Here is a 23,739-nt window from a genome sequence, read left to right as displayed (position 1 = left end):
TCGTCACCCTCGACGTCCACCCGCGCGTGGCGATGCAGCTCCCCTGGCACGGCCAACACCGGAGGCCTCTTGTCACCCATCAGTCGCCGACCCGGCCGCGCCCTCACCGCGCGACGAGGCCGGCCCTCACTTCTCCCGGCTCCTGTAGGTGGCCCGAAGGTCGATCAGCTTCTCCCTGGCCACCTCGTCCAAGGCCCGGCGCTGATCCGGGTCCTCCTCCCAGGTGGCCTCCGCGCACAGAACCCTAGCCGCCTCGTGCGGCTCGGCATCGCGGACCACGTACCAGACGGTGTCGCCCCAGCCGCGCCTATCATGATCGCGGCGCAGGATCGTTACGATGCCGGAGACAAGGATCTGTCTGGTCCACGGGTTCCTGGCCAGAACCTGCCGATCCACCGTCAGCCCGCCGTCCATGAGCTCGCCGCCGAGCATGTCGTCCTCCCACCGCCACACGCGGCGGCTGACACCCGGTGGTACATACAGGGCGCCGCGGCCTTCGACGGGCACAGAGAACGTCAGGGTGCCGCTGCGGCACAACTCCTTGGCGATGCGCTCGCCGTCGGCGTACTCGCGCAGCCGATCCTCGCCTAGGTCTTGCCCGGACAACGAGCCCCGCCGCGCCTGCTCGGCGTAGTAACTGTCGATCAGCGGATCCTCGAACCGCCCCGCACGCGCGCGCGGCGGTGTGCAGGAGGCCGGGGTGAGGTCCACGCCGTCCTCGATGTCCACCCCCGACGCGCGCAGCAACTCGTGAACGGTGACGCCTCTGCCCTCGGCCTTGCGGCGCACCCTACGCAGCCAGCCGTCAAAGGTGTCCAGGTCCGGGTACGTGCGCAGCGACGCCCAGTCCGCCACCGCCGAGACCGGCACCGGCACCTCCCGCCGCGCCGGCGGTTGCATGAGCTGCTCGGGCTCGAGGTCGATCGAGTAGTACAGAACCCCGCGCGCGATATAGGAGAACGGCGCCGCGTGCATGATCGGGTCGAAGACATCCCGGATCGGCCAGAACCTCAGCAGCCATGCCTCCTCGCACTCACCTGTGGCATGACCGTCGCCCGGCTCGGGCTCACGCAGGTGCATGTCCACGCCGTACTCGAAACGCGGCGGCCCGATCAGGAAGTCATGGCCCTTGCCCTCCATCATCGAGAGGATCGCGACCACGCCACTCTCCGCGACGAACGTCGTCGAACTGACCGGCGTCCACGAGGCATCCGCGGGCCCGGGCTCGGCGTCCCAGGACTCCAGCCGCACGGCCGCGACGAAGTGGTAGATCTCGTCGGTCGGGGAACTCCACTCCGGCAGGTCGGTGCCGTCCAGCCCGAAGGTGTTGTACTCGACGTAGACCTCGTCGTCGAGCCTCCGCAGCAACTGTGCCATGTCAACGCCTTCGCCTTGTTGGTGATCATCCTGGTTTGGCGGAGTATGGCCCATTGCACTGACAATCCAAGCCGCGCCCGCTTCGACCCTGACCTCTTTCCCTTCAGGCCTGGCGGTGGTTTTCGTCGTATGCCTGTCGGGCGGCGGTGATGGCGGGCGCGGCGTGGCGGGCCCAAGACGACAGCGCTTCCCAAGGCTCACGGATTTCGTCGATCAATGGTGTGGTGGCGTACTCCACCCGGGGCGGTGCGTCCGGGTAGGCCGCCCTGATCGACTCCGGCGACCCAGGCGCGTTCCGCGCCAACTACAACGCCTTCTCCCGAGAGCAGGCCCGCACACCGAACTCACGGCATCCGGCCTCCCGATTCTGATGTACGCGGGAACAGCCGATCCCTGGCACGAGCCGATGCAGAGTTTCGCCGCCGACACCGGATTCGGCTTCTTCTCCGTTCCCGATGCGGATCATAAGGGCGGCTGGGACAGGTCCACGGATGTGCTTCCCCATGTGCTGCCGTTTCTGGCCACCCACAAACCGGCCTGAGGACCCACGCAGGCCCTGCTCCGCTTCCGTCCTCCTCGTAGCTGCGAACGCCCAGGACGGGACACTCAAGCAGAGAGGAGGACGAGATCGGAACCTGTCGGCTGATCTAAGGCCATCACACGCTGGCCGTGTGGGCGGCAGCGTGACTCTTATCGTCGCAACTGCTGGTCGGCGTCGCGTTTCGTCGGCTCTGGCGCAGAGTCCTCCACGAAGCGAGGACGGCAGGCGAACCAGCCGGCGATCACCCCTGGGATGGCGGTCGCGGCGAGCACCAGGATCGGGATCGACCATGATCCGGTCGCCTCGCGCAGCAGGCCCAAACCGATCGGGCCGAAGCACGCCAGCCCATAGCCGATGCCTTGCACGAAGCCCGACACGGCAGAGGCTGTCTGCGGGCTCTTGGTTCGACGGTTGATGAGGGTCATGCAGAGCGGGAAGGTGCTCACCCCGATTCCCAGCGCGCACATCCACATCAGCGTCCCGCCGAGCGGGGACAGGAGCAGGCCCAGATATCCCACTACCAGGAAGATCGCGCACCCGACGACCACGACGAACGGGTTCGTCATGCGCGTGGCCAGGTGTGGAACCACCAAGGCCGCGAGCATGCCCCATGACGAGTACAGCGCGACCATGGAGCCGCCCAGGGCCGCTCCTCCTCCTGCGTCGGTGAGCACTGCCGGAACCCAGGTGATGATCCCGTAGTTGGACAGCGACAACATCGCGAAGAGGATCACCAGGCCCCAGACGGTTGACGATCGGCTGATCCTCGGTCCCGCATCGGTCGACGTCACAGCCGCGGGCGCGTGGTGCTCGGCGGGCAGTCTGATTGCCAGGACGAGCCAGACCACACCCGCCACAGCGGCCGGTCCCGCCCAGATACCTACCGAGAGCCGCCACGTCGCCGCTTCTGCCACCGGGACCGCGAGGAGCGGGGCGATGAACTGGCCCGCCTGCATGAGGATCAGGTAAAGCGAGGTCGCCAGGGCCAGTCGATGGGCGAACCAGGCCTTCACCAACGGAACGACTACGACGTTCGCGGCCCCGATTCCGGCGAGTGCCAGCACGGTCGAGAGGACCAGCAACAAGGGCGTCGGAGAGAAGGCGCGCACCAGGAGCGACAGAGCCGTCAGGCCCAGCGCCACAGTGGCCGTGCGCTCAAGTCCGAACTTCCTCGTCACCGCTGGGGCGAGAAACCCGAAGATGGCGAAGGAGGCCGCTGGCACAGTGCCGAGCAGGCCGGCCAGCGTCACCCCGAAGCCGAGATCGGATCCAATGATCTCCAGGAGCGGAGTGAACCCGGTCACGGCCGTTCGCAGGTTGATTGCTGTCAGGGCGATGGCGAGCCCGGCCCACAAGGTCAGACGCCCACGGTGTAACGAAACGAGCGATGAGGGGGGCGATGTCACGTTATACTCCGGTGAACGTCAGCAGATGATGGGATTATGGGATGAGTTCCGAAGAGTCTGACACGCGACAGCCGATGCGTCGAGTGGGACTCATCGGCCAGGCCGCCGAGCGCTTCCGCGAGGAGGTGGTCTCTGGACGCTGGCCGGTCGGTGAGCGGATACCGACCGAGGCCGCACTGGTGTCGGAGTTCGGGATCGGCCGGAACACGGTGCGCGAGGCGCTGCAGTCGCTGGTGCACGCAGGTCTGCTGCGCCGTGAGCAGGGCCGCGGCACCTTCGTCATCTCCAGCTCCGAGCTGACAGGCACTCTTGAACGTCAGCTCGCCGGTGGCACCCGTCGCCACTACCTGGAACTACGCCTTGCCCTGGACAGCGCTGCAGCGTCACTGGCCGCATTGAACCGCTCAGATGCCGACGTCGAGCTGCTGCGCGAGTTGCGCGACCGTCGAGAAGCGAGCTGGTCGGCCGATGATCTCGACCTGCGAGCGAGCGCAGACCTCGCCCTGCACCGCGCGATCGTGGCAGCGACGCACAACCCTCTCTACGTCAAGCTGTACTCCAGCATGCTCGACATCTTCGCTGCCCACATGCGCGACGAGAAGAGCGAGGACGACGACGCGGCGCACCGCCACCACCACGAGCTGGTCGAGGCGATCGCGGACGGGGACGCCGACCGTGCTGCCACGAAGGTGGTTGCCATCTTCACACCCTTCATGCGCTGACCCACGCAACGGTCGCGGGGTAGCGTGATGGCAGGCGCCTCCTACACCTACGTAAACATGGCGATCACTCCCGATCGGCTTCCCCGTCTCGGCCGAAGACCTGGACATCGCGCGGCACCCACCGAACGGGCGACCGAAGTTGATCTCGGGCAACGCGAGTCCCGGCCCCACAACATCCGACACGCCGCATGAGCGGGTATCGGCCCGGCACCATGCCTCTCCTAGGAGCTGGGGGTCAGATCCTGGAGGCCGACGACTCGCAGTAGTTCGAGCCGCTGGTACGTCTCGGTGCCCGGCCGCGCCGAGTGCACGACGAGTTGCTGGCTGTGGCCGTCGCTGAGCAGCACCTCGCAGTCGAGGTCGAGGACACCGACCATGGGGTGCAGGAAACGCTTCGGTGACGGACGGCGCACCACGACGTCATGCGACTCCCAGAGTTCCTCGAACTCATTTGACGCAGCGCGGAGTTCGGCCACCAGGGCGGCCGGGCCCGGGTCGTCGGGGCGTGCCGCAGTGACTGCACGCAGGCTTGCTACGTGCGCGCGGGCATGCTCCTCGTGGTTCTCGGTTGGGGCCAGGTCCCGTGCTCCCGGCACTATGAACCAGCGGCGGATCATATTCGCCCCTACATGGTCGCCGGTCAGGGCCACTGACATGGTGTTCTGTGCGAGCATCTGGCCCCAGTCGCTCAGCACCGACGCCGGGAGGTCGTGCAGCCGGTCCAGGATCAGCAGTAGCCCCGGGCGGACGTGGTCTGAGGAGCCGCCGGGCCGGGGCGGCTCCTGGCCCGCCAGGTGGAACAGGTGGTCGCGCTCCACGTCCGTGAGCCGCAGGGCGCGGGCGAGAGCGGCGAGCATCTGCCGCGACGGGTGGGAGCCGCGGCGCTGTTCCAGCCGCGTGTAGTAGTCCGTGGACATCCCGGTGAGCTGCGCCACCTCCTCGCGGCGCAGGCCCGGGGTGCGGCGCCGCGGACCCGTGTTCAGGCCCACGTCGGAGGGGGCCAGGCGGGTGCGGGCGCGGCGCAGGAAGTCGGCGAGTTCGGTACGGTCCACTGTTTGAGGATCCTCCGCTCCCGGGCTTGTATCCAGGGCGCGCCGGTCCCTGGATGACCGCTTCTCTTCCGCTACTCCCATCCTTCCCGCACGCTTCAAAGGTGGCTACGACGATGAGGAGGCGGCCATGCTGACTTTGGTGACAGGAGCGACGGGCCAGGTCGGGCGGCGGTTCGTGCCGCGGCTGTTGCAGAGCGCGGCGCCCGGCGATGAGGTACGGGTCCTGGTGCGGGACGCGGCGCGCGGCGAGCGGTTCGCGGAGCTCGGCGCCCAGGTGCTGGTTGGCGATCTGCGTGACGCGGAGGTGCTCGGCAAAGCGACGGCCGGTGTGGACGCGGTGGTGAACGTCGCCGCCGCCTTCCGCGGGGTGCCGGATGAGGAGGCGCGGGCGGTCAACCGGGACGCGGCCATCGAGCTCGGCCGGGCCGCGGTGGCTTCCGGCGTGCGGCGGTTCGTTCAGGTCAGCACCGGTCTCGTGTACGGCACGGGGCGGGGCAGAGCGCTGGTCGAGAGCGACGAGACGGTGCCGGGCGATCATCTGTGGGGCGCCTACCCCGAGTCCAAGTGGGAGGCCGAGCGTGCGCTCAGGGCGTTGGACGGCCTCGATGACCTGCGCATCGGACGGTTGCCGTTCGTGTACGGCGACGGGGACCCGCATCTGGCCAATGTGATGGAGTGGGCGCTGAACTGGCCCGCCATGCAGCGCCTGCACATGGGCCACCACATGGATGTGGCGCAGGGCCTGCGGCGGCTGCTGTACGCGCCCGGGGCACACGGCGTCTACAACATCGCCGACGATGCCCCGGTCACCATGGTCGATCTCTTCCAGTTCCAGGGGCTGCCGGTGCCGCAGGACGCCTACGACAAGGACGCCCCGGATCCGTGGCACAGCGTGATGTCGACGACTCGCATCCGTCACGAACTGGGCTACCGCCCTCTGGTCCCGTCGGTATGGACGGCACGAGACGCGGGAGTGCTGTAACCGGCCCGCGACTGAGGGCTCCGCCGAGGGTGATGTGTCCCTGTACACCCCACTGTTCTGCGGCACACCGGCAACACCCTGGCCGCCAGCACGGGCGCCCCCTGGTCCACCCCGTCCTCCTCGTAGCCGCCGGCCAGACTGCCGGAGGAGTTGCGTGAACGCGCGAAGATCCGTGCCGAGCAGGAGGGCAAGAGCGTGTCGGCGCTGGCCAGAGAAGCCTTCGAACAGTTCCTCAGAGCAGGATGAGCACGCGGTGGACGAGCGACGGCACCAGGTGGCCAAGCGCTCGACAGACTCGCGCGAGGACAACTCAAGAGCGGCATGGGCACGCGACGGCTTGGCAGAGCGCGAAGGCCGACCAATGATCAAAGCCCAGGCAGGATAAATGGCTCCGACCTGGGCGAGCAGCAGTCCGCGAGTGACCGTGAGTACCCCCTGCTGACCGCCCTTAATGGCACGCTAATGGCACGACGATCATGGTCTTGAGCCGCGGCTCCGATGACATGCACTGGGAAAGGGAGAGACTATGAGCAGCCTCTTCGCTCACTCACAGACGCGGTGAGACCCGAGTACGGACTCTTCGCCGTCGCCAACGTTATCGACGGCCGACTAGTGGGCATCGGATGATGGGACGATTGGAGCCACGGACGAGGATACGGCAGGGTACGACGGGCTCATCATCGAGACGGCATATTCCGACGGGTATGTGCATACGGTCGACAACCGGTTCGAGCGGTGGGCCGGGCCGCCACCTGTGGATGACTGGGAAGAGCTGTGGTCCGGGCGGCTCTTGCTGAAGTCCGAACTGATCGGTGTAGAAGCTTGGGCAGCTTGCTATCCGCACGATACGGAGTTCGACCTGGGTCAAGGTGATACGACCTGGTCCACACGTGTGGCCACCAAGGTCCTTCGTACCGAGCAGGAGCCCGGCTTCCCCAACGCAATCGCCCGGATTGAGCTATACAAGATCCAGTTTTGCGCCTAAAGAGGTCCCGCCACAATGAGGGATCCCGAGGCGGACATGAACATATTGCCCGCCGCGGTGCTCGGGGGTTCCGCACTCATGTAAGGATCATCGTCCACTTCTCACCAATGAGTCGGAGAGGACCATCACGTGGATATCCGACGCCCCTCGACCGACGAGGTGTTCGGACACTATCAACGGCTGGTCGGTGAGCCAGAGTTGGATGTGGCGGCCTGCTGGGCGGTCGTGGTTCCCCACGACAGCCTGGACTCTCTTTCCTTGCCTGAGGTGAGCACGCGGCTGGGCGGAGGAACCAGCTATGCGCTGCGCGAAGTGGTGAAGCCACACTTCGTGAACCTCCCCTTGCGCCGCCAGGGCCCGTGCACGGTCGTGGACCGATCCGGTGCGGCGGTCGTCTTGTATGGGCTCGACCACCTCGGGTATTCGAGCGGAGCGCTCCGGCGGCTGTCGTCGAATGCCCGGGTCTACAGCGCCTGGTGGAACGTCAACTCCGTGAACCGCTTGTCCCTCACCGTGAACGGCGAAGTCCTTGTATCAATCAACGGATTGTTCCCAGGACGTCCTGAGGATCACCCGAACCTGGCGTCGTGGCCTGAACTGACGGCGATGAGCGAGTTCTTCCTCGACTACGTGGACGAAGACTTCCTGGGGAGAGACGACCGCTGGGACTGGAGGGCAGGTTTCCTGACGGCCATCGAGCTGGCCACAGGGGTGAGGCTGGACCGCCAGTGGCTGGATGTGGAACATCCCTATCTGGTGTTTTCGGGTCCCATCCCAGAGTGAGGTCCTAACAGGAGGATCAGGAGAGGAGGCGTCGCCAGCAGATAATCGCGGCGGCGAGAGCGATGAACGCTGATCACCACGCTGCTCGGTGAGCCGGGGTGAGGAACGAACCCTGGATCTGCGATCGCCCCCAAGCACATACGGCGGCTGGCCGCCGGGTGGCTTAGGTGGGTCTGACTGTCGGGCCGGTCTCGGCGAGGCGGCCGTCTATGACCAGACCGCTGGCCGCCGCTGATTACCTGGTGCGCTCAAAGCGGTCGTCGTACTCTTCGCGGGCGGTGATGACTTCTTCGATGTGCAGCACGGACCACTCCGTGAGCGCCTTCAGCGGTTCCCGTAGCGTCTGGCCGAGCGCGGTCAGCTCATACTCCACGTGCGGCGGCACCTCTGGGTAGACGGTCCGGCTGACCAGCCCGTCGCGTTCGAGGGTGCGCAGCGTCTGGGTGAGCATCTTCTCGCTCACGCCCGCCAGCGCCTGCCGGAGATGACCGAACCGGGAGGTCCCGTTCCGGCCGAGTTCGCCCAGCACGAGGACCGCCCACTTGCTGCCGATCTGGTCGAGCAGGTCCCGCGACGGGCAGCCGCGCTCGTACGGATCGAATGACGGCATGGGCCCGGTCACATTCTCGACAGCAGCCATACGGCTCACCTCAATACTTTCGCGGCGGTAAGTACCCTACCAAGAAGTGGCTACTCCCCAACAGAGAGTGTCCAGGTCATTCTGTGTTCTATCCCGCGGCGGACGGACCGCGGCAGGCGTGCGAGGCACGCGCGGAAGGAAGGAATGACCATCATGCCGATCGTCGTCACTGGAGCCACCGGCCAGCTGGGCAGGCTCACCGTCGAGGCACTGCTGCGGCGCGGGATTCCGGCCGCGGACATCATCGCGACCGGCCGGGACATCGCCGGGATCAAGGATTTGGCCGACCGAGGCATCACAGTACGCCGCGCCGACTTCGCGGACACGGACGGCCTGGCCCAGGCATTCGCGGGGGCGGACAGGCTGCTGCTGATCTCGGCCTCGGTCCCCGTGGGCGAGCGGGTCGCCAACCACCGCCGCGTGATCGACGCCGCGGCATCCGCAGGCGTGTCGCTAGTGGCGTACACGAGCACGACGCACGCGGACACGGCCACCACCGTCATCGGTGCCACGCACAGCGAGACCGAGGCGTATCTGCGGGACCGCGGAATCCCCAGCGTGCTGCTGCGCAACGGCTGGTACTTGGAGAACTACACCAGCCAACTGCCGCAGATCCTGCAGAACGGCGCGGTCGTCGGCGCCGCAGGCGAGGGGCGGATCAGCGCCGCGTCCCGCGCCGACTACGCCGAGGCCGCAGCGGTCGTCCTCACCACTGAAGGCCACACCGGCGCCGTGTACGAGCTCGGCGGCGACGAATCCTTCACCCTGACTGAGCTCGCCGCCGCGATCTCCGCTGCGGCCGGAAAGCAGGTTACCTACGCTGACCTCCCGGTGGCCGACTTCGCCCAGGTACTGGACGCCGCCGGCCTACCCGCCGAGCTGGCGGAGGTCCTCGCTGACGCTGACCGCGGTATGAACCGCGGCGAGATGTACACCGACTCTGGCGACTTGCGCCGCCTGATCGGCCGCCCGCCCGTGACCCTGGCCGAGGCACTCGCGGCCGCCCTGCATTACTGAGGTTGAACTCGTGATGTGGCCGGGTTGCTCAGGTGGGTCTGATTGCCAGGCCGGTCTCGGCGAGGCAGCCGTCTATGAGTTCGCTGCGGTACTGGATGTGCCGTAGGCCGCGCCGGATGCGCTGGACGAGGTGTTCAGGGGTACTGAAGGCGACGTTGGAGAGCCAGCCGCGTCGCAGGAGGGACCAGATCCCCTCGACTGGGTTGAGGTCGGGTGCGTAGGGCGGCAGATAGTAGATGGTCAGCCAGTCCCGGGCCTCGGCGAACTTTTGCAGGTCGGCGGCCTTGTGGACGTTGAGGTTGTCCCAGACGAGAACGATCGGGCCACCGAGCTGCTGGTGTGCTGCGATCAACAGGTCCCGGTAGTCGCGCCAGGAGAAGCTCTTGCGCCCATCGCGACGGCCGTCGTCATGGCGGGGCCGGTAGATGAGCCTGGAGCGGCGACCGGATTTGTAGCAGGTCAGCGCGGCGATGGAGATCCGTCTGCGGGAGCGGCCGCGGACCCGCACCACCGGGGTCCGGCCGCGCTGTGACCAGGTCCTCGCGTGCGGCGGCGTCATGGAGAATCCGGCTTCGTCCTCGAAGACGAGCCAGGCTCCACGGGCCGCCGCGAGTCTTCCGCGCAGGGCCATACCTCCTTGACCCACCCGGCCACCACCCCGTCGTCCCGCTCCATGGCCCGTCGGGCCGGGACCTGCCAGGACCAGCCGTTACGCGCCAGCAGTTTCCGCACGCCCTGGATCGTTTAGGCCATGTGAAAGCGCCGACCGATCACCGTCTTGATCCGCGCCAGTGTCCAGCGCTGGTCCTCCCAGCCGTGCGCGGTCGGCGCCTTGGCCAGCTCCGCCTCCAGCTGCGCGAACTGCTCCTGGCTCAGCCTCGGCAGCGATGCCGGCCCCTGCGACCGCAGGGCCCGTGGACCGCCCTGCTCCCACTTCTGCCGCCACCGTTGTACCGAGCGGACGTTGACGCGCAGGGCCTTGGCGATGACCGAGCTCGCCTCGCCCTGGGCGAACCGCTCGGCCGCCTTGAGCCGTAACTCCTCGCGGAACTGCTGCCGTTCGGCAGTCAGCCCGCCTCCTTGTGGATATCGCATGCTCCGGTGATACCGACGGACGACGAGCCATCAGCCCCTACGACACCACGAGTTCAACCTCAGTAAGCGAGCACCTGGCCGAGTTCGTCGACCAGGCCGATGACGCGTTCGTCTTTCTCGGTAAGCGAGGGGCGTTCCTGCGCGGTGGCAACTTCCGGCGTGAGGCCAAGTGGGCGGAAGCACTCAAGGAGATGGGCGTCAAGGGTCTGCACTTCCACGACCTGCGGCACACGGACAACACGCTCGCCGCGCAGTCGGGCGCGAGCCTGGCCGATCTCAAAGCGCGGATGGGGCACGACAGCGACCGGGCGGCGCTCATCTACCAGCACGCGACACGCGACGCGGATCAGAAGATCGCCGATGCGCTTAGCGCGCGGGTCGAGGCGGAGCGCAATGCCGACACGAGCTAATGGCCCGGACACCGCTTCCCAAGATCAGGGAGGCGGTGTTTTTCGAGGTGGAGCCTAGGGGATTCGAACCCCTGACTTCCTGCTTGCAAAGCAGGCGCTCTGCCAGCTGAGCTAAGGCCCCTCATCCGCCGGCCGGCGGAAACGACAGATCACGACGCGGTCGGGTACACGGTAGCAACAGCGTGAGTACGCGCGCCACTCGACCACACGCCATCAGTTGCTGCTGGGGGCCACGTCGCGCATCGCCACTCCGTGTGTGACCACGCCGGGGACGCCGTCGGTGGGACGGTCGGCGAGCAGCAACGCGGGCAGGTCGGCGATCGAGTCGATGATGTGGGTGGCTCCTCCGCCGACCAGGCGCTCGCGGCTGTGCACGCCGGTCAGGACCCCGGCGACGATCGAGGCGCCGGCCCGGCGGCCGCAGAGCATGTCGCTCTCGGAGTCGCCCGCGACGGCCACCTGCCGGACGTCTTCGATCCCGGATCGGAGGACGGCCGTCAGGACCATGTCGGGGTACGGACGCCCGCGCCCGGCGTCCTCAGGGCAGATGGCGAGATCGAGCTTGTCGGCCCAGCTGAGCGAGCTCAGCACCCGGCTCAGGGTCGGCCTGCTGAAGCCGGTGATCAGCGCGATCCTCATGTCGGCGTTCCGCAGCCTCTCGAGCGCCTCCACCATGCCCGGCGCCGGGGCGAGGCCCGTCCGCTCGATCGCCCCCTCGTAGGCGCGCTCGAATGTCAGGTTCGCGGCCTGCGCCTGAGCCTCGTTGCCGGGGAAGATCCCGCGGAACACCTCGATCTTCGGGCAGCCCCGGGACCTGTGCACATGCACCATCGCACGCGCATACGCACTGGTCCCGGGCACGATGCCCTGCGTGGCGATCGCCTCGGCGAAGGCCCGTTCCAGCATGTCGATGTCACCGATCGTGGTCCCGGCCAGATCAAGGCAGGCCAGCCTCACGGGCGTCATTCCCGCACCTTCGCCACGATCACGCACCATCCTGTGTGGTCAGTTCTCGCTACCGGTGGCCTCTGTCCACAGGTCCAGCTCAGCACGGTCGGCCTGCACCTTGCGCCAGACAAGAAGTCCGCCAAGAGCGACCAGGGCGAGAACAATCAGCTTCTTCACGGTGTGACCCCACTTCTCAACGGTCTCACCTGCCGGGTGAGACAACGCCCGGTTCTACGGTTCCCTGCAGCCTAGCAAGGCTTCGGTACCCGGCCCGGTTTGCTCCAGATTCTGGTGAACCGAATTATCGGTAACGGCTTGCCCGTCGGGCTCGCCGGTCAATCCCTGCGGCGAGTCGGTGAGATCAGAAGTGCCCAGGTCGCGTTGGGGCTAACCCTAGCGGCACCGTGGGGCTCCGTGGGGGCGTCCCGGGGTTTTCGGACCGGCTCCGGGGCCGCGTGCCCGCCGATGATCAGACCAGCAGCACGCAGAGCCTGATGACGGTGCCGCGAGGTCCGGTGCGGACGGACAGGTCGGCGAGGCGGTTCATCAGCCAGAGTCCACGGCCGCCGAAGTCGAAGCGGGTCGTCGCCGCGTCCTTGTCGAGGGCCTCTGGGGGGATGCCGGGCCCGCTGTCGCTCACCTCGCAGACGAGCGAGCTCTTCTCGCGGTAGAGGGTGATGTCGCGCGGAGGCGTGCCGTACCGCACCGCGTTGGTGACCGCCTCGTGCACAGCCAGCACGAAGTCCTCCAGGGCCATACCGTCCAGCCCGGCCTCGTGCGCCGAGACCGTGACGAGATGCCGCACCCGGGTGACCGTACTTCGGTCGAACTCCAGGCTCAGCAGGCCGCCCGTCAAGGTCCTCACCGCCCTCCCTGCTCCAGCAGCACTGGTAATACTCCCTTTACCGCACATGCGCGCCTAACACGTGTTTACCGGTACGGCTTGCGCCCGGTGTGTGACGGGAGGCGGACATGGCAACGGTACGCCGGACGCCGAGGCCCCGCTCAGAGCGCCGTCATGACCTGGTTCAGCAATTTCCTGGTTTCCGAGACCGTCTCGGCTTCGACGCAGAGCCGTTCCATGACAGCCAGATAACGGTCCGTTTCGTCCCGTTTGTCCAGATAAATGGCGCTAATCAACTGCTCCAGATAGACAACATCCGGAATGTCCGCTTCGGCGAATCGGAGCACACTGAACGGGCCGCCCGCGGCGGCATGGCCTCCCACGCTGAAGGAGTGGATCTGCAGCGACACGTTGGGGCGTTCCAGCAGGTCGAGCAGGTGCCGGAGCTGCGCTCGCATCACCTCCGCGCCGCCGACGGGCCGCCGCAGGACCGCCTCGTCGACGACCGCCCACAGCGTGGCGGGGCCCGGCCGGGTCAGCACCTTCTGCCGGTCCATCCGCAGCCGCACCCGGCGCTCGACCTCGTCGGCGTGCGCGCCCGGGTGCGCCAGCCGCACCATCACCCGCGCGTAGTCCTCGGTCTGCAACAACTCCGGAACGAACTGGACCTCGTAGTTCCTGATCGAGACGGCGGACTGCTCCAGCCCGACGTACGTCTCGAACCAGGACGGCAGGACGTCGTCGTAGTAATGCCACCAGCCGGGCGCGTTGGCCTGCGCCACCAGGGAGAGCAGCGCCTCCCGCTCGCTCTCGTCGGTGACGCCGTACAGCGTGAGGAGATCGGCCACGTCGCGCACGCGGAAGCTGACGCGGCCGAGCTCCATCCGGCTGATCTTCGAGTGGGACGCGCGGATCGCCCGCCCGGCCTCTTCCAGGAGGATGTGCCGTCTCTCCCGGAGGCGGCGCAACTGGGTGCCGATGAGGAGCCTCAGGACCGTGGGGCTTCTGGACGGCTGTGCCGTCCGCTCCGCCGGTTGAGGCGCACCCTCCATGGGGGCCGCAGTCATATGAGGTCCTTCGGGTGCACCGTCGTTTACGCGACGTTTACGATACTCGTCCCACCCCTTCGTGCAAGCGGTCTCGACGGCCACCGAGGAGATCGTCGAAATCACCCGCTTTGGTGGACTCCACGAACGCCAGAACGTCCTCCCGCCGGTAAACCAGCACCGGGCCCGCCGGGTGACGTGAGTTCCGTACGGCCACACGTCCGTCCGCGAGCCGGGCAATCTCCACGCAGTTGCCGTTGGGGTTGCTGTGCCGGCTCTTGTGCCAGGCCACATCCCCCAGAAGGCTCGCCGACATCCCGTTGTGCACGCCCGTCATCCCCGCCCCTTCTCTTCGAACCGCGGAAAGAATACGGGTATGTGCGTTTGCACGTGCATCCGTACTTGCACACAGGCATCATTCAGAGCAGTATGACTAACTGAGTCATCCCGTCACATGACCGACAGCAACCTCATAGGGCCATTAATGACTGGTTACCGGACAGACCAGGCTCCCCTCGCGGCGGCCGACGCCGAGGGCTGGGAGCCCTGGCTGAGCACGCTGGGGCAGGTCTTTCCGGACGGAATGCGGTGGCCCTGGGCCCCTGAGGACGATCGGTCGGTCGTCCTGCGCGTGGCCGTCCACGAGTTCGCGTTCGAGAGCATGCCCGCGCGCACCGCCCGGCGCTTCACGATGGACGTCATGCGGAGCTGGTCGTTCGCCGAGATGGCCGACGACGCGACGCTCGCGGTCTGCGAACTCGTCACCAACGCGGTACGGCACGGCCTGCGGCACCCGGCGATCCACACGGTGCCCGTCCGGCTGCTGCTGTTCCGGTCCTGCCGTTCGCTGTTGTGCGTGGTCACCGACCCGAGCAACGAAGCCCCCGTGATCCGGGAGCCCGACCACGTCGCGGAGACGGGCCGCGGGCTCCAGGTGGTCGCGGGCGTCAGCCGCATGTGGGGATGGACCCACCTGCGGCCGACGGGCAAGGCCGTCTGGGCGGGCTTCTGCCAGAGCCGGCCCCGCGCCGGCTCACTGGGCTGACCAGGCCCCCGCCTCGGGCCTGGATCGGTCACCCGAGGATCCGGTCCAGGTAGAAGGCGGCGCTGATCAGCGACAGGTGAGTGAACGCCTGCGGGAAGTTGCCCAGCTGCTCGCCGGTGTGTCCGATCTCTTCCGCGTAGAGGCCCAGGTGGTTGGCGTACGTGAGCATCTTCTCGAACGCCAGCCGGGCCTCGTCGATCCGCCCGGCGCGGGCCAGCGCCTCCACGTACCAGAACGAGCAGATGGAGAACGTGCCCTCCTCGCCGTCCAGGCCGTCCGGGCTGAGCCGGGTGTCGTAGCGGTAGACGAGCGAGTCCGACACCAGCTCCCGGCTGAGGGCGTCGAGCGTCGAGAGCCACTTGGGGTCGGCCGGCGAGACGAACCTCGACAGCGGCATCATGAGGACCGAGGCGTCGAGCACGTCGCCGTCGAGATACTGGCTGAACGCCCGGAGCCGCGGCGACCAGCCCCGCGCCATGATCTGCCGGTAGATCGCGTCACGCGACTTCTGCCAGTGCCGCAGGTCGGCGGGCAGCCCGCGGCGGATGGCCAGGCGGATGGCGCGCTCGATCGCCACCCAGCACATCAGCCGCGAGTAGACGTAGTCCTTGCGCCCGTGGCGCGTCTCCCAGATGCCCTCGTCCGGACGGTCCCAGTTGCGGCACACCCAGCCGACGAGCCTGCAGACCTCGTCCCAGCGGTCGCTGGAGATCTGCTCGCCCCACTTGTCGTACAGATAGATCGAGTCGATGAGCGCGCCGTAGATGTCGAGCTGGAGCTGCCCGACGGCGTTGTTGCCGACCCGGACCGGCCCCGAGCCCTCGTAGCCCTCCAGATGGCACAGCTCGGTCTCGGGCAGCTCGCACCGGCCGTCGATGCCGTACATGATCTGCAGCGGCCCGGACGGCCCGTCGTCGCCGCACGTGGTGACGTGCTCGGACAGGAACGCCATGAACGCCTCGGCCTCCTCCATGAAGCCCAGCCGGAGCAGCGCGTAGACGCAGAACGCGGCGTCGCGGATCCACACGTAGCGGTAGTCCCAGTTGCGCCGGCCGCCTATCCGTTCGGGCAGGCTGGTCGTCGGGGCGGCGACGATGCCGCCCGTCGGCGCGTACGTGAGGAGCTTCAGGGTCAGCGCCGACCGGTGCACCATCTCGCGCCACCGCCCCCGGTAGCGCGACTGGGAGAGCCAGCGGCGCCAGAACCGCACGGTCGCCTCGAACTGCTCCTCGGCCTCCTGGATCGGGCAGCCCCGCATGGCGATGTCGTCGCCGCAGCGGTCGAGCGCGAAGACGGCCGTCTCCCCCTCGTGCAGTTTGAACTCGGAGTAGACGTCAAGGCCGTCCTGCTCAAGGGGCGCGGAGCCGGTGAGCGTGAGGGACAGCGACGGCGACTCGAAGACCGCGCGGTGACCGGTCACGGTGACGGTGTGCGGCTCAGCGCCGTAACCGAACCGGGGGGCCATCCTGGCCCGGAACGGCAGGGAGCCGCGCACGCAGAGCACCCGGCGGATCAGCCGGTGGCGGTCGATCTCGCGTGATTCCTCGCTGATGGGCATGAAGTCCTGGACCTCGCCCACCCCGTCGGGCGCCGAGAAGCGGGTGATCAGGACGTTCGTGTCCGGGAAGTAGAACTGCCTGGTCCGCGCGGGCGTGTCCGGGGAGAGCGTGAACGACCCGCCGCGGTCGGCGTCGAGGATCGAGCCGAACACGCTGGGAGAGTCGAAGCGCGGGCAGCAGTACCAGTCGATGGTGCCGCAGGTGCCGACGAGGGCGACCGTGCGCAGATCGCCGATCAGGCCGTGTTCCGCGATCGGCGGATAACGGGGCTTGGTGCGGCCGGCCCACTCCCGGGTGTGCGACGACCCCAGCAGGGGCCGGTACGGTTCCGCTCCGCCGCCGTGTGTGGACATGCCGGCCTTCTCCCCGCCCGGTTTCCCCCGTGCCGCCCGGGCCGCGGCCTGTACCGCTTCCCACCGTACGACGGGGACCCGGGCCCCTCTCAGCGGGGAGCCCGGGTCTGCGCGTGCGGGGCGTGAGGGTCAGCTGGGGCGGGGGGCGATCTCGTCCAGCTCGGCGAGGGCCGCCTCGTCCGGCACCCAGGCCGCGGCGACGGCGTTGGCCTTGACCTGCTCCGGCCTGGTGGCGCCGGCGATCACCGACGACACGGCCGGCTGCGCGAGGAGCCCGCCGATGGCGACGTCGAGCAGTCCCACGCCCTGCCGCCGGGCGAAGTCGTCGAGCCGCTCGACGACGTCGAACCGCTCGTCGCTGAGGTAGTCGTGCCGGCCGGCCAGCCGGGTGCCCTCGGGCGCCTGCTCGCCCCTGCGGTACTTGCCGGTCAGCATGCCGTTGGCCAGCGGGAAGTAGGGCAGCAGGCCCACGCCGTGGTGCAGGAGCGCCGGGACCAGTTCGCGCTCGGCCCGCCGGTCGAGCAGACTGTACTCGTTCTGCGCGCTCACGAAGCGGACGTGGCCCTCGCCGCGGGCGATCCATTCGGCGTCCGTCACCTGCCAGCCGGCGAAGTTGGACGAGCCGACGTACCTGACCTTGCCCTCCCTGACCAGCTCCGACAGGGCCGCCAGGGTCTCCTCCACCGGGGTCGCCGGGTCCGGGAAGTGGTACTGGTAGAGGTCGATCCAGTCGGTCTGCAGGCGGCGCAGCGACCGCTCGACCGCCCTGCGGATGTAGCGCCGGGAGCCCCGGGCGTTCCAGTCGGGGCCATTGGCCCCCTGCAGGTCGCCGCCGAACTTGGTCGCCAGGACGACCTGGTCGCGGCGGCCCTTCAGCACCTGGCCCAGGTAGGTCTCAGATTCGCCGTAGATGTCGGCGGTGTCGATGAGCGTGACGCCGGCGTCAAAGGCGGCATCCACCACGGCCCGGGTGGCGTCGAGGTCGATCCTGCGCCCGAAGTTGTTCGCCCCGAGGCCGAGGGCGGACACGACCAGCCCCGAGTCCCCCAGCCTGCGGTACGTCATGTCGCTCATGTCGCTTCCTTCGTTGATCTTTTCCTGTGCAACGGCCCCGCCTACTCGCGGAGCAGCTCGATGACGGCGGCGATGTCGTGGCCGTCCCAGCCGCGCGCGGCCGCCTCGTCGTAGCGTCCCTCCATGACTCGCACGAGCGGGGCGGCCACCCCGGACTCCTCCGCCAGCTCGCGGGCGAGGCGCAGGTCCTTGGCGCCGAGCCGGGTGGTGAACCAGCCCCGGTGGTCGCCGGAGATGAGATCGTCCAGCCGGTTGCGGAGACCGGGCGCCACCAGCGGCGAACGCGACAGCAGGTCGCGGGTGAGGCTCTCGTCCAGCCCGGCGCCCTGCGCCGTCACCACAACCTCGGCGAGAACCGCGAGGCCGGACATCAGCAGGTAGTTGTTGAGCAGCTTGAACGCCGACGCGTGGCCCGGGTCCTCCCCGCAGTAGGTCGCGGCGTCGTACAGGTCGGCCCAGATCGGCTCCAGGCGCGAGACGAGTGCCTCCGCGCCGCCGATGAGAGTGGTCGCCTTGCCCTCCAGGAGGGCGGCGGGGCCGCCGGCGATCGGCGCGGCGACGAACCGGTGGCCCGGCGCCAGCTCGCGCAGGGCCCTCGACGTACCGGGGGAGACGGTGCTCGTGTCGACCACGATCGGGCCGGGCTCCATGCCCGTCAGCCGTTCCATCACCGCCCGGACGGCCGCGTCGTCGGACAGCGAGAGCACCACCGCGTCCTTGCCGGCCGCCGCCTCCTCCGGCGCGGACGCCTCCACGCCGCCCTCGTCGAGCACCTCGCCTGCCCTGCCCGGAGTGCGGTTCCACACGGTCACCGCGTACTCGTTCCTGAGCAGCCGCCGCGCCAGCGCCCGGCCCATCTGGCCCATCCCCAGCACCGCGACGCGCATCAGCGCTCCCTTCGCTCGTCGTCTTCCCTCACCGTAGTAAGGCCACCAGAACGTCCTTCGGGCGGATCACCCCGTAAGCCCCTCCCCGGATGCAGCAGGATGATTCCCATGACCTCTGTGCGGCACGGCGTGCGGGCCATCCTCTTCGACGGCGACGAGATCATCCTGTTCCGGCGCGTACGGCCAGGGGTCGAGCCGTACTGGACCACACCGGGCGGCGGGGTCGAGCCGACGGACGCCTCTCCCGAGCTGGCCCTGCGCCGGGAGCTGGACGAGGAGCTCGGGGCGGTCGCCGGGCCCGCGCTGCGGGTCTTCTCGCTGGCCGAGCCCGGCCGGCTCAGCACGGTGTACGCCTGCCGGCTGGTGTCCATGGACCTGTCGCGCCGCAGCGGCCCCGAGTTCCTCGACCCGGACAATGGTGTCTACGAGATCAGGCGCATCCGGCCGGAGGACGCCGGCGGGCTCAACTTCGTCCCGGCCGAGCTGGCCACGTTCCTCGCCGCGGAGGGCGCGGGCCTGCCTGCGCTGCTCGACGTGGCCACGGCGCCGGGACGCTACCGGCCCGTGGTCGACGTCCATCTGCTGCTGTTCGACGAGAGCGGACGGGTACTGCTCGGCCGCAGGCAGGACACCGGCTACGCCGACGGCGAGTGGCACATCATGCCGTCCGGGCACCTGGAGGAGGGGGAGTCAGTCGTCGCCGCGGCGGCCCGCGAGGCCAGGGAGGAGCTGGGGATCGAGGTCGGCGAGTGCCGGGTGGCCCACGTCATGCACCACCGGAACCCCGGCGGAACGGCGCGGATCGGGATGTTCCTCACCACCACCGGCATGTCCGGCACTCCGGTCAACGCCGAGCCGCACAAGTGCGCCGAGCTGGCCTGGTTTCCGCCCGACCGGCTGCCCGATCGCATGGTCCCCTACTCCCGCGCCGGGGTGGCGGCGGTCTGCCGCGCGGACGCCTTCTCCCTGCACGGCTGGACGACTCCGGGCGCCGCCGAATTGGCGGCCGAGGCCGTACGCGCCGGGTTCGCGGAGTTGTCGGCCTGCGTGGTCGCCCACCAGCACGGCAGCGTGCTGGTGATCTCCGATGAGGAGACCGACCGGCTCCCCTCGACCGTCGTCAAGCCGGGGGAAGGGCTCGACGAGGCGGTCGCCCGGCTCGCGCCCGGCGACGGGACGCGCTTCCTCGGCGCGGAGGACTACGTGTCGCCGTCGGGCCGGCCCGGGCGCCGTTTCACGTTCGCGACCGCCTGGGCGCCCTCGCCGGAGAACGCGCCGGAGGGTCTGCCGGGCGGGGTCACAGGCGGTGATTCGGACGGTGTTACGGGCGGTCTCACGGGCGGGCGGGTCCGGTGGCTGCCTCGGGCCGCCGTGAGCGCGAGCCGCCTGCCGTACGCGGACCGGGAGATGATCGCCCGCCTCTCTTGATCGTCCGCCTGCCCTGAGGGCGCGCCTTACCTGGGGGCGCGCGGTCGCCGTCCGGCCCTCTCGATGTCGCCTCGTACGTCGAAGCCCAGCCCGGCGGCGATCGTCACCGCCTGGTACGGATCGATGACGGCGCCCGCCAGCGTCACCGTCTGAACGTTCACCGAGGAGAGGTCGCTGCCGCGCAGGTCGCAGCGGGACAGGTCGGCGTTGTGGAACCAGGCGCCGGAGAGGTCCAGCCCCCGCAGGGTGGCTCCGGCGCACCGGGCTCCGCCCAGGTCGGCCTCGCGCATCCGGACGCCGTCGAAGGTCGCCCGGCGCAGGTCGGCCCCGGCGAGGGACGTGTACGACCAGTCGCCGCCGTCCACCTTGAGCAGGTCGAACGTGCAGCCGTCGAACACGCTGCCCACGAGCTTGCAGGCGGTGAACGTGGTGTCGAAGAAGGTGCAGCGGGTGAAGGCGCAGTTGACGAACGCCGCGTCCGTGTGGATCGACGCGTTGAACCGGACGCCCCGGAAGTGGCATTCGGAGAAGTCGGCGCCCCGGCCGAACGCCTCCGTCATGTCCACGTCGACGAAGGCGACCCGGCGGTACGTCTCGCCGGACAGGTCCCGGCTGTCCCAGTCGGCCGAGTCGATCGTGGTCTCCGTCGGGGGCGCGGGCCTGGTCCGCGGGCGGTCAGCCATGACGGTCTCGGCGTCGAAGCATGCGGTCACAGTACCGCCAGGACCCCGCACAGAGCTGGTTTCGATCTTGAGAACTGCGGGTGCGCGGGCGTACGCTTGTCGCATGCGTCGTCCGCCATGTGCGAACTGGTGGCGCTCCCCTTAGGAGCGGCCACCCCTGACGCGTATGGCGAGGGCCGTTCGGATGGACGGCCCTTCCGCGTTCTCGGAAGTTCTCCGGAACTGATCGAAGAGTGGGCCCCACCGGCGGCCGGCACCCGACCGGAATCCAGCACCCACTCCCATCAGACCAGGAGAACCAATGCCCACCACGGCCTACTCCAGCGCCGACACCGCCGACGCCCGTCCGGGCGAGGACGCCGGCGGGCCGGACCCGCTCGGCCTGTCCGCCGCCCGCCGGCGCAGCGCCGAGATCGAAGACCAGCTCGCGACGGACCCCGGACGGTTCCGGGTGCTGACCGGCGACCGGCCCACCGGCCGGCTGCACCTCGGCCACTACTTCGGCACCCTGCGCAACCGCGTACGCCTGCAGGACAGCGGTGTGGAGCTGATGGTGGTGATCGCCGACTATCAGGTGCTCACCGATCGCGACGTCGCCGACCGCCTCACCGAGAACGTCGAGGAGTTGGTGCTCGACTATCTCGCCGTGGGTGTCGACCCCGAGCGTGCCACGATCTTCGCCCACAGCGCCGTACCCGCCCTCAACCAGCTCCTCCTGCCGTTTCTCAGCCTGGTCTCGGTGCCGGAGCTGAACCGCAACCCCACGGTCAAGGATGAGATCGCCCATTCGCGCCGCTCGTCGGTGAGCGGGCTGATGTACGTCTATCCCGTCCACCAGGCGGCCGACATCCTGTTCTGCAAGGCCAACCTGGTGCCCGTCGGGCAGGATCAGCTTCCCCACCTGGAGGTCACCCGCACCGTCGCCCGGCGCTTCAACGCCAGGTACGGCAGGGCGGCCGGGGTGCTCCTGCCCGAGCCCGACGCGCTGCTGTCCGACGCCCCGCTGCTCCTCGGCACCGACGGCGGCAAGATGAGCAAGAGCCGCGGCAACGCCATCGCCCTCGCGGCGAGCGCCGACGAGACCGCGCGGCTGATCCGCGGCGCCAAGACCGACGCGCTGCGGCACATCACGTACGACCCGGTGGCGCGGCCCGAAGTCGCCAACCTGGTGCTGCTCGCCGCCCTGTGCCTTGGCCGTGATCCGCGCCAGGTGGCCGACGAGGTCGGCGACGGGGGAGCCGCGGCGCTGAAGAGGCTGGTCACCGAGGCGGTCAACGAGCACCTCGCGCCCCTGCGGGCCCGCCGCTCCGCCTACGCCGCCGACCGCGGGCACCTCCGGGCGATCCTGAGGGAGGGCAACGCCCGCGCCGAGGCCATCGCCGAGACGACACTCGGCGAGGTCCGCGCCGCGACGAGGACCGACTACTGAAGGGGACCGAATGCTGAGGGGCACGCGGCTCACAGGCCGACGTCTCGGCGCATGAGATCTTCCGGGCCTTCCCGCCGGACCACCAGCCGGGCCCTGCCCCTGCTGACGGCGACGACCGGCGGGCGGCCCGTCATGTTGTACGTCGAGGCCATCGAGTGGTTGTAGGCCCCCGTCGCGGCCACCGCCAGCACGTCTCCCGGCCGGATGTCGGCGGGCAGGGGAACGCCCTCGCCCAGGGTGTCGCCCGTCTCGCAGTGATGCCCGACCACGGTGTGATCCCGGACGCCGGCCCGCGTCGCGCGGCCGACCAGGCGGATCTCGTGGCGGGAGCCGTACATGGCGGGCCGGGGGTTGTCGCTCATCCCGCCGTCGACCGCGACGTAGGTGCGGCGCAGGCCCTTCTTGACCGCGATGACGCGATAGAGCGTCACACCCGCCGGGCCGCTGACCGCCCGTCCCGGCTCGATGACCAGGTGCGGGGCCGGCAGACCCGCGCCGGCGCAGCGCTCCCGCACCGCGTGGGCCACGGCGGCCAGCCGGTGTGGAGCCAGGCCGTGCTGCCCGTCCGCGTAGGCGATCGCGTGGCCTCCCCCGAGGTCGAGCTCCGGCAGGATCACGCCGTGGGCCTCCCGGATGCGGGCGAGCTGCTCCACCAGGACCCGGGCCGCCCGCTCGTACGGCTCCACCTCGCCGATCTGCGATCCGAGATGGCAGTGCAGGCCGGCCAGTTCGAGCCGGGGCTGGGCCAGGACACGGCTGACCGCCTCCCCGGCCGCCCCGGCGGTGATGGAGAGACCGAACTTGTGGTCCTCGCCGCCGGTCCGGATCGCGGCGTGGGCCCCGGCGTCGATGTCGGGGATCACTCGGACCAGGACCCGCTGCCGGGTCCCCGGCGGGACGAGCGCCGCCAGCCGGTTGATCTCCGCGAGGTTGTCGATCACGATGCGTCCGACGCCCTCGTCCACCGCGGCGCGCAGCTCGGCCGGGGTCTTGGCGTTGCCGTGCATAATGATCCGCCCGGCCGGGAACCCGGCGGCCCGCGCCACGGCCAGCTCACCCGCGGAGCAGACGTCGAGGCCGAGCCCCTCCGACCGCACCCACACGGCCATCGCCCGGCACAGGAACGCCTTCGCCGCGTAGGCGATCTCGGCCCCCGGCAGCGCGGCACGGTAGTCGCGGCAGCGGAGGCGGACGTCCGTCTCGTCCATCACGTAGGCCGGTGTGCCGAACCGGGTCGCGATCTCCAGCAGGTCGACCCCGCCGACCGTCATCCGTCCGTCGTCGCCGAACCGGGCCGTGGCCGGCCAGGGCGAGGGGCCGGGCGTGCGCACGACCCGGTTCGGCGTCTCCCCGGTGGCAAGGTTTCCGGTGGCAAGGTTTCCGACGTCGCCGCTGACGGCGTGCCTGGTCACGACGCTCATGACTCCCCCTAC

The 23,739-nt window shown here is 69.2% G+C and carries 27 protein-coding genes and 1 tRNA gene; 10 read left to right on the top strand and 18 right to left on the bottom strand.

The window, feature by feature from the left end; translation table 11 throughout:
- Positions 1–126: 126 nt before the first annotated feature.
- Positions 127–1,377 (bottom strand): hypothetical protein, encoded by a 1,251-nt coding sequence (locus JOL79_RS20630; protein WP_210157500.1) that lies wholly within the window; start codon positions 1,375–1,377, stop codon positions 127–129.
- A 370-nt stretch (positions 1,378–1,747) separates the two neighbouring features.
- Between JOL79_RS20630 and JOL79_RS20625 the strand changes: the two genes are divergently transcribed.
- Positions 1,748–1,918, top strand: a complete 171-nt coding sequence (locus JOL79_RS20625) for a hypothetical protein (protein WP_210157499.1) — start codon at positions 1,748–1,750, stop codon at positions 1,916–1,918.
- Positions 1,919–2,067: 149 nt separating this feature from the next.
- Here JOL79_RS20625 and JOL79_RS20620 read toward each other — a convergent pair whose 3' ends face one another.
- Complete coding sequence (locus tag JOL79_RS20620) at positions 2,068–3,324, bottom strand: MFS transporter (RefSeq protein WP_307848638.1); 1,257 nt, start codon at positions 3,322–3,324, stop codon at positions 2,068–2,070.
- A gap of 41 nt (positions 3,325–3,365) precedes the next feature.
- Between JOL79_RS20620 and JOL79_RS20615 the strand changes: the two genes are divergently transcribed.
- Positions 3,366–4,046 carry a FadR/GntR family transcriptional regulator gene (locus tag JOL79_RS20615; RefSeq protein ID WP_210157497.1) on the top strand — a complete coding sequence of 227 codons (681 nt, stop codon included), beginning with the start codon at positions 3,366–3,368 and terminating at the stop codon, positions 4,044–4,046.
- A 221-nt stretch (positions 4,047–4,267) separates the two neighbouring features.
- On the opposite strand, the gene JOL79_RS20610 is transcribed toward JOL79_RS20615, so the two are convergent.
- Entirely contained in the window at positions 4,268–5,098 is an 831-nt protein-coding gene (locus JOL79_RS20610) for a helix-turn-helix transcriptional regulator (RefSeq protein ID WP_210157496.1), read from the bottom strand.
- Between the two features lie 127 nt (positions 5,099–5,225).
- Here JOL79_RS20610 and JOL79_RS20605 point away from each other — a divergent pair, with 127 nt between their 5' ends.
- From JOL79_RS20605 to JOL79_RS20595, 3 genes are all read left to right on the top strand, one after another.
- The gene (locus tag JOL79_RS20605) at positions 5,226–6,080 is read left to right on the top strand and encodes an NAD-dependent epimerase/dehydratase family protein (protein WP_210157495.1); all 855 of its coding nucleotides are present in this window, start codon (positions 5,226–5,228) and stop codon (positions 6,078–6,080) included.
- Positions 6,081–6,218: 138 nt separating this feature from the next.
- Positions 6,219–6,326: a hypothetical protein gene (locus JOL79_RS35840; RefSeq protein WP_372446799.1), complete on the top strand. Its 108-nt coding sequence runs from the start codon at positions 6,219–6,221 to the stop codon at positions 6,324–6,326.
- Positions 6,327–7,194: 868 nt separating this feature from the next.
- Positions 7,195–7,848, top strand: coding sequence for a hypothetical protein (locus tag JOL79_RS20595; protein WP_210157493.1), 654 nt, complete (start codon positions 7,195–7,197; stop codon positions 7,846–7,848).
- 235 nt (positions 7,849–8,083) lie between these two features.
- Here JOL79_RS20595 and JOL79_RS20590 read toward each other — a convergent pair whose 3' ends face one another.
- Positions 8,084–8,488, bottom strand: a complete 405-nt coding sequence (locus JOL79_RS20590; protein ID WP_230985139.1) for a winged helix-turn-helix transcriptional regulator — start codon at positions 8,486–8,488, stop codon at positions 8,084–8,086.
- A 144-nt stretch (positions 8,489–8,632) separates the two neighbouring features.
- Here JOL79_RS20590 and JOL79_RS20585 point away from each other — a divergent pair, with 144 nt between their 5' ends.
- Entirely contained in the window at positions 8,633–9,505 is an 873-nt protein-coding gene (locus JOL79_RS20585; protein ID WP_230985138.1) for an SDR family oxidoreductase, read from the top strand.
- Positions 9,506–9,533: 28 nt separating this feature from the next.
- On the opposite strand, the gene JOL79_RS20580 is transcribed toward JOL79_RS20585, so the two are convergent.
- The 3 genes from JOL79_RS20580 to JOL79_RS20575 are packed head-to-tail and all read right to left on the bottom strand — an operon-like array spanning position 9,534 to position 10,600.
- The gene (locus JOL79_RS20580; protein ID WP_230985137.1) at positions 9,534–10,136 is read right to left on the bottom strand and encodes an IS630 family transposase; all 603 of its coding nucleotides are present in this window, start codon (positions 10,134–10,136) and stop codon (positions 9,534–9,536) included.
- Positions 10,061–10,237, bottom strand: a complete 177-nt coding sequence (locus JOL79_RS35835; protein ID WP_372446794.1) for a helix-turn-helix domain-containing protein — start codon at positions 10,235–10,237, stop codon at positions 10,061–10,063. The genes JOL79_RS20580 and JOL79_RS35835 overlap by 76 nt, the downstream gene beginning before the upstream one ends.
- A gap of 12 nt (positions 10,238–10,249) precedes the next feature.
- Entirely contained in the window at positions 10,250–10,600 is a 351-nt protein-coding gene (locus JOL79_RS20575; protein WP_210157491.1) for a helix-turn-helix domain-containing protein, read from the bottom strand.
- Between JOL79_RS20575 and JOL79_RS34205 the strand changes: the two genes are divergently transcribed.
- On the top strand, positions 10,588–11,010 hold the full coding sequence (locus JOL79_RS34205; protein ID WP_210157490.1) for a tyrosine-type recombinase/integrase: 423 nt from the start codon (positions 10,588–10,590) through the stop codon (positions 11,008–11,010). The two genes, JOL79_RS20575 and JOL79_RS34205, sit on opposite strands and share 13 nt — an antisense overlap.
- Positions 11,011–11,058: 48 nt before the next feature.
- Here the strand turns inward: JOL79_RS34205 and JOL79_RS20565 are convergent.
- From JOL79_RS20565 to JOL79_RS20540, 6 genes are all read right to left on the bottom strand, one after another.
- Positions 11,059–11,131: transfer RNA gene (locus JOL79_RS20565), tRNA-Ala, on the bottom strand.
- A 92-nt stretch (positions 11,132–11,223) separates the two neighbouring features.
- Positions 11,224–11,976: an HAD-IA family hydrolase gene (locus JOL79_RS20560; RefSeq protein WP_210157489.1), complete on the bottom strand. Its 753-nt coding sequence runs from the start codon at positions 11,974–11,976 to the stop codon at positions 11,224–11,226.
- A 39-nt stretch (positions 11,977–12,015) separates the two neighbouring features.
- A complete protein-coding gene (locus JOL79_RS20555) occupies positions 12,016–12,135 on the bottom strand; it encodes a DLW-39 family protein (RefSeq protein WP_210157488.1) in 120 nt (39 codons plus the stop codon).
- 292 nt (positions 12,136–12,427) lie between these two features.
- On the bottom strand, positions 12,428–12,823 hold the full coding sequence (locus tag JOL79_RS20550; protein WP_210157487.1) for an ATP-binding protein: 396 nt from the start codon (positions 12,821–12,823) through the stop codon (positions 12,428–12,430).
- A 140-nt stretch (positions 12,824–12,963) separates the two neighbouring features.
- Entirely contained in the window at positions 12,964–13,869 is a 906-nt protein-coding gene (locus tag JOL79_RS20545; RefSeq protein ID WP_210157486.1) for a Sco1979 family transcriptional regulator, read from the bottom strand.
- Positions 13,870–13,906: 37 nt separating this feature from the next.
- Complete coding sequence (locus tag JOL79_RS20540) at positions 13,907–14,185, bottom strand: DUF397 domain-containing protein (RefSeq protein WP_210157485.1); 279 nt, start codon at positions 14,183–14,185, stop codon at positions 13,907–13,909.
- Positions 14,186–14,332: 147 nt separating this feature from the next.
- On the opposite strand from JOL79_RS20540, the gene JOL79_RS20535 reads away from it, so the two are divergent.
- Positions 14,333–14,893 carry an ATP-binding protein gene (locus JOL79_RS20535; RefSeq protein WP_210157484.1) on the top strand — a complete coding sequence of 187 codons (561 nt, stop codon included), beginning with the start codon at positions 14,333–14,335 and terminating at the stop codon, positions 14,891–14,893.
- A gap of 28 nt (positions 14,894–14,921) precedes the next feature.
- Here the strand turns inward: JOL79_RS20535 and JOL79_RS20530 are convergent, their stop codons facing one another.
- The 3 genes from JOL79_RS20530 to JOL79_RS20520 all read right to left on the bottom strand — a co-directional run bounded on the left by JOL79_RS20530 (position 14,922) and on the right by JOL79_RS20520 (position 18,766).
- Positions 14,922–16,805 (bottom strand): glycoside hydrolase family 15 protein, encoded by a 1,884-nt coding sequence (locus tag JOL79_RS20530; RefSeq protein ID WP_210157483.1) that lies wholly within the window; start codon positions 16,803–16,805, stop codon positions 14,922–14,924.
- Positions 16,806–16,934: 129 nt separating this feature from the next.
- Complete coding sequence (locus JOL79_RS20525; protein WP_210157482.1) at positions 16,935–17,879, bottom strand: aldo/keto reductase; 945 nt, start codon at positions 17,877–17,879, stop codon at positions 16,935–16,937.
- Between the two features lie 41 nt (positions 17,880–17,920).
- The gene (locus JOL79_RS20520; protein WP_210157481.1) at positions 17,921–18,766 is read right to left on the bottom strand and encodes an NAD(P)-dependent oxidoreductase; all 846 of its coding nucleotides are present in this window, start codon (positions 18,764–18,766) and stop codon (positions 17,921–17,923) included.
- Positions 18,767–18,874: 108 nt separating this feature from the next.
- Here JOL79_RS20520 and JOL79_RS20515 point away from each other — a divergent pair, with 108 nt between their 5' ends.
- Positions 18,875–20,194 carry an NUDIX hydrolase gene (locus JOL79_RS20515; protein WP_210157480.1) on the top strand — a complete coding sequence of 440 codons (1,320 nt, stop codon included), beginning with the start codon at positions 18,875–18,877 and terminating at the stop codon, positions 20,192–20,194.
- A gap of 26 nt (positions 20,195–20,220) precedes the next feature.
- On the opposite strand, the gene JOL79_RS20510 is transcribed toward JOL79_RS20515, so the two are convergent.
- Complete coding sequence (locus JOL79_RS20510; protein WP_210157479.1) at positions 20,221–20,877, bottom strand: pentapeptide repeat-containing protein; 657 nt, start codon at positions 20,875–20,877, stop codon at positions 20,221–20,223.
- Between the two features lie 301 nt (positions 20,878–21,178).
- Between JOL79_RS20510 and trpS the strand changes: the two genes are divergently transcribed.
- Positions 21,179–22,306: a tryptophan--tRNA ligase gene (gene trpS / locus JOL79_RS20505; RefSeq protein WP_210157478.1), complete on the top strand. Its 1,128-nt coding sequence runs from the start codon at positions 21,179–21,181 to the stop codon at positions 22,304–22,306.
- Positions 22,307–22,335: 29 nt separating this feature from the next.
- Here trpS and lysA read toward each other — a convergent pair whose 3' ends face one another.
- Entirely contained in the window at positions 22,336–23,727 is a 1,392-nt protein-coding gene (gene lysA, locus JOL79_RS20500; protein WP_210157477.1) for a diaminopimelate decarboxylase, read from the bottom strand.
- Positions 23,728–23,739 lie beyond the last annotated feature (12 nt).

The sequence above is a fragment of the Microbispora oryzae genome (genome assembly GCF_017896165.1).
Lineage (GTDB): Bacteria > Actinomycetota > Actinomycetes > Streptosporangiales > Streptosporangiaceae > Microbispora > Microbispora oryzae.
The sequence above is the reverse complement of the archived record's forward strand: the minus strand, read 5'-3'. Positions and strand labels throughout refer to the sequence as shown.